Here is a 6,514-nt window from a genome sequence, read left to right on the forward strand (position 1 = left end):
CATTGGTGCATGCGAAAACGTATTTGAGGCGGCGAGCCCGGGCTTCCTTGAGGATCTCGCGGACCAGCACGGCGGCGACGCCCTCGCCCTGGAAGCGCGTCAAGGTGTACATCGCGGTGATTTCGCCCGCGCGGTCGCGGCGGTACGGCTCGGTCAGCAGCGAGCAGATTCCAGCGAGGTGTTCGTCGCCGATTCGGTAGCCGAAGCATGAGGGCAAAATTTTCGCGATCTGGTCGGGAGTGCGGGGCAGCAACGAGCCTTCGGTCTGGCCGCGGACGATGAGTGCTTCAACTTCTTCGAAGTCGTCGATTGAAACGGGGCGGACGAAGCCGTACTGCATCTCGGTGAACAGCGTTCCGGCGCCGATGAAGCTGAAGAGTTCCTCGTAAACGTCGTTTGGCGCGACCAGGTTGACGGAACCGACGCCGTCTTCGAGGGCGTCGTGAGCGGCACGGACGATGGCTCTGCGAGCGCGTGAGCGGAGGTTGCGCATCGTGGCGCGGATGCGATGTTCCTCGACGAACGAGAGCCGGTGGCCGTCCTTGTCGATCAAGCCGCCACGCCGATCAAGCATCAGCAGCTTGAAGACGCGAAGCCGGCTGGCGAGCTCGCGCGCGAAGACGGTGAGATCGTCGGCGTCGTCGCGGCTCATCGAGGCGACGACGATCGATCCGGCGCGCAATCGCGCCCAGATCTCGGCCACCGCGGAATCCGGTGGATACGGGCGCGAGCGAAGTCCGTCGGACGGATTGAAGACCGGGGGCGGTTCCTTTGGGGCGAGGCGGCCGAGCCGGCGCATCAGCTTGGGAAGCGCGCTCGGCGAAACGATGACGACGCATCGGGTTTGATTGCGCCGCAATTCGCGCAGCGTCAGCACCAGAGAATCGAAGTCGGAAATCCGCTGTCCGGCGGGAGGAATCAGCGCGAAGAGCAGGCTCTTGCCGTAGAATTCCTCGAGATAGAAGGTCTTCTCGGTGAAGACCGGGGCGCCGCGGCGTGGTTTGCCGACGAAGTCGCCGAGGCCGATAGCTCCGAAATCGTTCACGGGCACAGGGTTCGCGCGGCCGGCGTCGGGAGGTTCTTCAATTCGGCTATGCGGGCTGGGATTTGGCCGGCGATATCGCTCTGGACGCGACATCGGCGGGGGACCGCACGGCCGGCGACGGATGCGTCGCGGCTATTTCGGCGAGCGAGGTATCGGAGAAAACTTCGAGCAACACGCGCTGGCCCTTTTCCCAAACGCGATACATGCGGCACGACGGCTGTAGAGCGCATGAGCTGCTGCCGTCGGTGCACAAGTTGAGCTTGATGGGACCCTCGACGGCTTCGATAATATCGCGAAACGTGACGGTGCCGGCATCGCGGGCAAGCTGGTAGCCGCCGCCGGGACCGCGGCGCGCGCGGACCAGGCCGCGGCGCATCAGATCGCGAATCACCTTTTCCAGATAATATTTCGGGATGTGCTCGCGACCGGCGATTTCGGCGCCGCGCGCGACGCCCGATGGATGATCGGCGAGATAGATCATCGCGCGTAGCGCGTACTCGATCTTGCGTGGTATCTGCATCAGGCTCATGCGTTTTTCACTTTTTCACTCTTCACTGTTCACGACGCGAGCGCCGCCGTCGCGCGGGTCGCGAGAATCTTCTCGACATACTTAACCAGCATGTCGTTCTCGATGTTGACGGTGTCACCGGGCTGCTTGAAATCGAGCGTCGTCGATCGCAGCGTGTGGGGAATTATTTCGACGGAAAAGTTGCAGCCCTCGACCGAGAAGATGGTCAGGCTGATCCCGTCGATGGCGACCGAGCCCTTCTCGACCAGGTAGCGCGCCTGCGCGGGCGCGACCTCGAAGCTGAAGAGTTTTGAGTCGCCCTCGGGCTTGATCGACACGACCCGGCCGATGCCGTCAATGTGGCCGGAGACCAGGTGGCCGCCGAGCAGCTTGCCGAGCGTGAGGCATCGCTCGAGATTTACACGGTGCAAAGATTTCAGCTCGCCCAGCCCGGTGCATCGCAAGGTCTCGGCCGAGATGTCCATCGCGAAGCGGCTGGGGCCTTTGGAAATCACGGTCAGGCACGCGCCGTTGACGGCGATCGAATCGCCGATGCTGATTTCGGAAACGGGGAGCGAGGTATGGACAGAAATGACCGCGCCCTGGCCGGTCAGCTTGAGGCTTTCGACGGTGCCGAGGTCTTCGATGATACCTGTAAACATCAAGTCTCCTGCGGAGCGCTGGTGCGGCGGGGAGAAATCTCCAGAAAAATCATATCTTTTTGATCGATAGCGGCGCAACCAGAGCGGCCGGACCAAGCGATATGCCTGGTTTTCCTGACGTGGGTGCAAGGGGCTGGCCCCTGCTAAGCTTGAACGGAATGAAATCGAAGGCAAAGAAAAAACTCAAGGCGCTGCTGTTCGACTTTGGCGGCACGCTCGCATTCCTGGATTTCGAATTGCTGGCGCGCGAATTCTCGCGCGAAGGGCGCAAGCTCGATCCACTGGCGCTCGAGCATGCCGAATACGCAGGGCGTGCGGCGATCGATCGACATCTGATGAGCGTGCCGGGCACGCAAGCCGACGGTGGGGCGTATGAGCTTTTTTTCCGTGGCTGGATGAAGGCGGCGGGAATTCCGGAAGAGGAATTCAGCGAATGCGCGGCGAAGTTTGGCGCGATACATCGCGAGGCCACGCTCTGGCGCGTGGTGCGGCCGGGGACGTTCGAGGCGTTGGAGGCGTTCAAATCGGCGGGATACAGGCTCGCGATCGTGTCGAATGCGGAGGGGCAGGTCGAAGCGGACGCGAAACGATTCGGGCTGGCGCCATTCTTCGACGTGATAATCGACTCGCATGTTGTCGGAGTAGCAAAGCCCGACCCGCGGATTTTTCAAATCGCGCTCGAGCGCCTGGGCGTCGGCCCCGACGAAGTGAGATTTGCGGGCGACATCTATTCGATCGACGTGGAGGGCGCGCGTGCGGCGGGAATCGAGGCGCGGCTGGTCGATCAACATCGGCGCTACACGTGGGTCGATCACGAGAAGATTCGCCATATCGGAGAGCTGCATCGGATCGATTGAGGGTTTTCTTGTAAGAGGAAGGTTCAGCTATGGGCGTGATAAGAGATCAATCGGAGAAGATTTTTACCGGCGCGATTACGACCCGCCAGTTCCATCCGCTCCTTCCGACCGGCGAGTACGAGGAAATTGCGGACGGCGTGATGTTCTACCGATGGTTTGCGAACGTGACGGCGGCCAAGACGCGCGAGGGGCTGGTGCTGGTGGATACGGGGGGCTACTTCAACCAGGACGCGACGGTGAAACTGATTCGGCAGTTCTCGCCGGAGCGGGTGAACACGGCGATCTACACGCACGGGCACGTCGATCACGCGTGCGGGATGCCGGCGATAGTCGCGGATGCGCAGAAGAACAAAGTGGCACGGCCGCGCGTGGTGGGCCATCGCGCAGTCGCGGCGCGGTTCGACCGCTACAAGCGCACCGCCGGCTATAACACAGTAGTCAATACACGGCAGTTCAACCGGCCCGCGCCGTGGCCGACTGAGTATGTATATCCGGATACTTACTTCGATAATCAGTTGAATGTAGTTGCGGGCGACGACAAGTTCGAATGCCATCATGCGCGCGGCGAAACCGACGATCATTGCTGGGTGTTCATCCCGCAACGCAAGCTGCTGTGCACGGGAGATCTGATCATCTGGGCGGCGCCCAACGCGGGCAATCCGCAGAAGGCGCAGCGCTACGCGCGCGAATGGGCCGAGGCGCTGCGCGTGATGGCGAGACTGGGGGCGGAAGTGCTCGTGCCGGGCCACGGCTACCCGGTGTTTGGCGCGATTCGGGTGCGCCAGGTGCTGAACGACACCGCGAACTATCTGCAGAGCCTGTATGATCAGACTATTGCATTGATGAATGCGGGCGCCGCGCTGGACGAGATAGTTCACACCGTGAAGCCGCCGGCAAATCTCGCGGAGAAGCCGTGGCTGCAGGCCGTGTACGACGAGCCTGAGTTTATCGTGCGTAACATCTGGCGGCTGGAAGGCGGATGGTACGACGGCACGCCGTCGAATCTTAAACCCGCGAGCGACGGCGAGCGGGCGCGGGAGATCGCGGCGTTGGCGGGCGGTGTGACGCCGCTGATCGCGCGAGCGAATGAGAGACTGGCGGCCGGCGAAATCGTGCTGGCATGTCATCTGGCGGATTGGGCGGTGGCGGCGGCGCCGGACGACAAATCGGCGCATGAAGCGCGGATGAGAGTCTATGCGGCGCGAGCGGATCGCGAGGAATCGACGATGGCGCACGGGGTCTTCCGGTCGGCGGTGGTCGAGTCAGCGACCAAGGCGGGAGTCGCGCCGCCCGAGGACAAGCGCAGCGCGTGAGATCGCGCCGAGTCTTCGAGGCGCCGGTGAGACTCGACTTTTCACTTTTTCACTTCGTCACTGGCCGCGGGGGCAGCGTGAGTTTGCCGAGGACGGCGGGCGCCCGTGCCCCGGTGACAGTGGGGATGTTGCCCTGGCGGCCGCGCAGCATCTGGTAGCCGAGAATGGCAAATGCGACGGTCTCAAGCGCATTGCCGTCAACGCCGACGTCCGCGGCGGTGATCACTTCGAGATTGGGAAGTTCCGCCGCGATCATGCGCATCAAGGTTCGGTTTTGCGCGCCGCCGCCGGTGACGATCAACTGCACTACGGGACCACGGGGAAAAATGAAGCGGCGGCATGCGTCGGCGATCGATCGCGCGGTGAGGGCGGTGACGGTCGCGACCAGATCGTGGTCAACGATTTTCATGCGGCGGGCGTCGGCGACGATCCGATCGACGAGGTGAGTCCCGAATTCCTCGCGGCCGGTTGATTTTGGCGGTCGGCGGCGGAAATAAGGATTTCGCATCAGCTTCGCGAGCAGCGGCTCGTTGACGTGGCCGCTGGCCGCGATGCGCCCGTCGCGATCCATCCGCAGGCGGCCGCCCGAGATTCGCGAAGCGAGCGCGTCCAGCATCATGTTCCCCGGGCCGGTGTGGAACGCGATCAAGTCGGCGTCGCCGAGGCGCGCGCGGGGCGGAATGTAAGTTGCGTTGCCGATGCCGCCGATGTTCTGCACGACGCGGCCGCGCGTGGGGTCGGCGAGCAGCCAGAGATGGGCGAGCGGGGCCAGCGGAGCGCCTTCGCCGCCGAGCGCGATGTCCATCGTGCGGAAGTCGGCGACGACCGGAACTCCGGTAGCCGCGGCGATGACGGCGGACTCGCCAAGTTGCATCGTGGAGGCAACCTGTCCGCGGGCCGCGCGGCGTGGCGGCAGATGAAAAAAGGTATGGCCGTGCGATCCGATGAACGCAACGTCGGAAAGTGCGACATGCGCGCGTCGGGCGATCTCGATGGCGGCACGTCCAAACTCGCGACCGAGCGCGAAGTTGAGCGTGGAAATCGCACCCGCGCCGATTTTTTCATCGGCGGAAGCCGCGAGCAATTCTTTGCGAAAGCGCGCAGGGTACGAAAAAGTGTGAAACGCGATCAAGCGCGCGGGCGGACGAGAACGCTCGTCGAGCTCGACGACGGCGGCGCTCACGCCGTCGTGCGAGGTCCCGGACATCAGGCCAATCGCGAGAACTATCCCGCGGTCGAGTTTAATCGTGATTGCGCTCATCATTATCCACGTCCGATTCCTCCGATTCGGCGTCGCCAAGCGATTCTCGCGAATCGTCACGACGACTTAAGCGAAGCATCTCGATTCCCGCAAGGAGCAGGCGCAAGCCGGAGGGAAAATTGAGCGAGCTGGAGTCGTCGTGCGACTCAGGCGCGATAATCACCTTGCGCCCGCGGTGCCATTGCACGAGCAGCATCTGGTGACCGAGCTGGCGGCCGGTGACGCGATCGATCGAAAAGTCGCCGAACATTGTGGTGGTTTGCAAGTTGGAGAATGCATCGCGGAGCATCGCGTCGTCGTGGCGGCCGGCGGCAGCGAGCGCGGCGGCGGTCAGGAGACCAGCGGCGTAAATCTGCGCGGCGGGATAATCGGGAGAATCGCCGGCGCCGGCGGTGACCATTCGGCGCGCAAACTCAGCGGGCGTTGGACCGAGAGCTGGCGCGATCTCGATGGAATCCTCCCACTGCGAAGGGCCGACGATTCCTTCTGCAAGTTCGCCCAAGTCCGATGCGAAGCGGCGCACACCGGCGGCGACGCATCCAAGCACCGGAATGTTGAGATGGGAAGATGCGACCGCGCGCATCACGGCGACATCATGTTCATAGCTGCCGGCGCTGGCGAGCGCGTTGACGCGGTTGCGCGCAAGCGCGGGGAAGAGCCGCGCGGGCGTGGAGGCGGGGTCGAACGCGCCATTCCATTTCACGCGGACGCGGACTCCGCGACGACGAGCGGCGCGTTCATCGGCGGCGCGCTCGAAGCCCGATGCAACCGCGCGAGCGAAGGGCGACTTCGACGCGACGATCGCGACGCGCTTGCGCCAGAGCTTGAGCTGGGTCAGCAAGCGGACGAAGCCGCGCAAATAGTCACT

General features: G+C 63.5%; 7 protein-coding genes. 2 read left to right on the plus strand and 5 right to left on the minus strand.

Going from position 1 to position 6,514, the window contains the following annotated elements:
• The 3 genes from ABSB13_RS16250 to ABSB13_RS16260 all read right to left on the minus strand — a co-directional run.
• Nucleotides 1–1,045: GNAT family N-acetyltransferase (locus tag ABSB13_RS16250; protein ID WP_428110333.1), on the minus strand; the 1,045-nt coding region annotated here is incomplete at its 3' end.
• A 46-nt stretch (nucleotides 1,046–1,091) separates the two neighbouring features.
• The gene (locus tag ABSB13_RS16255; protein WP_428110335.1) at nucleotides 1,092–1,565 is read right to left on the minus strand and encodes an RrF2 family transcriptional regulator; all 474 of its coding nucleotides are present in this window, start codon (nucleotides 1,563–1,565) and stop codon (nucleotides 1,092–1,094) included.
• A 38-nt stretch (nucleotides 1,566–1,603) separates the two neighbouring features.
• Nucleotides 1,604–2,215 (minus strand): riboflavin synthase, encoded by a 612-nt coding sequence (locus tag ABSB13_RS16260; protein ID WP_428110336.1) that lies wholly within the window; start codon nucleotides 2,213–2,215, stop codon nucleotides 1,604–1,606.
• A 158-nt stretch (nucleotides 2,216–2,373) separates the two neighbouring features.
• Here ABSB13_RS16260 and ABSB13_RS16265 point away from each other — a divergent pair, with 158 nt between their 5' ends.
• Both ABSB13_RS16265 and ABSB13_RS16270 read left to right on the plus strand, forming a co-directional pair.
• The gene (locus ABSB13_RS16265) at nucleotides 2,374–3,072 is read left to right on the plus strand and encodes an HAD family hydrolase (protein WP_428110338.1); all 699 of its coding nucleotides are present in this window, start codon (nucleotides 2,374–2,376) and stop codon (nucleotides 3,070–3,072) included.
• 29 nt (nucleotides 3,073–3,101) lie between these two features.
• On the plus strand, nucleotides 3,102–4,385 hold the full coding sequence (locus tag ABSB13_RS16270) for an alkyl sulfatase dimerization domain-containing protein (RefSeq protein WP_428110339.1): 1,284 nt from the start codon (nucleotides 3,102–3,104) through the stop codon (nucleotides 4,383–4,385).
• 49 nt (nucleotides 4,386–4,434) lie between these two features.
• Here the strand turns inward: ABSB13_RS16270 and ABSB13_RS16275 are convergent, their stop codons facing one another.
• Both ABSB13_RS16275 and ABSB13_RS16280 read right to left on the minus strand, forming a co-directional pair.
• Nucleotides 4,435–5,649 carry an anhydro-N-acetylmuramic acid kinase gene (locus ABSB13_RS16275; RefSeq protein ID WP_428110340.1) on the minus strand — a complete coding sequence of 405 codons (1,215 nt, stop codon included), beginning with the start codon at nucleotides 5,647–5,649 and terminating at the stop codon, nucleotides 4,435–4,437.
• Nucleotides 5,627–6,514, minus strand: an 888-nt coding sequence (locus ABSB13_RS16280; protein WP_428110342.1) for an ABC transporter substrate-binding protein, incomplete at its 5' end; no start/stop codon positions are given. The genes ABSB13_RS16280 and ABSB13_RS16275, both read right to left, overlap by 23 nt.

The organism is Binatus sp. (SeqCode) (assembly GCF_050013435.1).
Taxonomy (GTDB): domain Bacteria; phylum Desulfobacterota; class Binatia; order Binatales; family Binataceae; genus Binatus.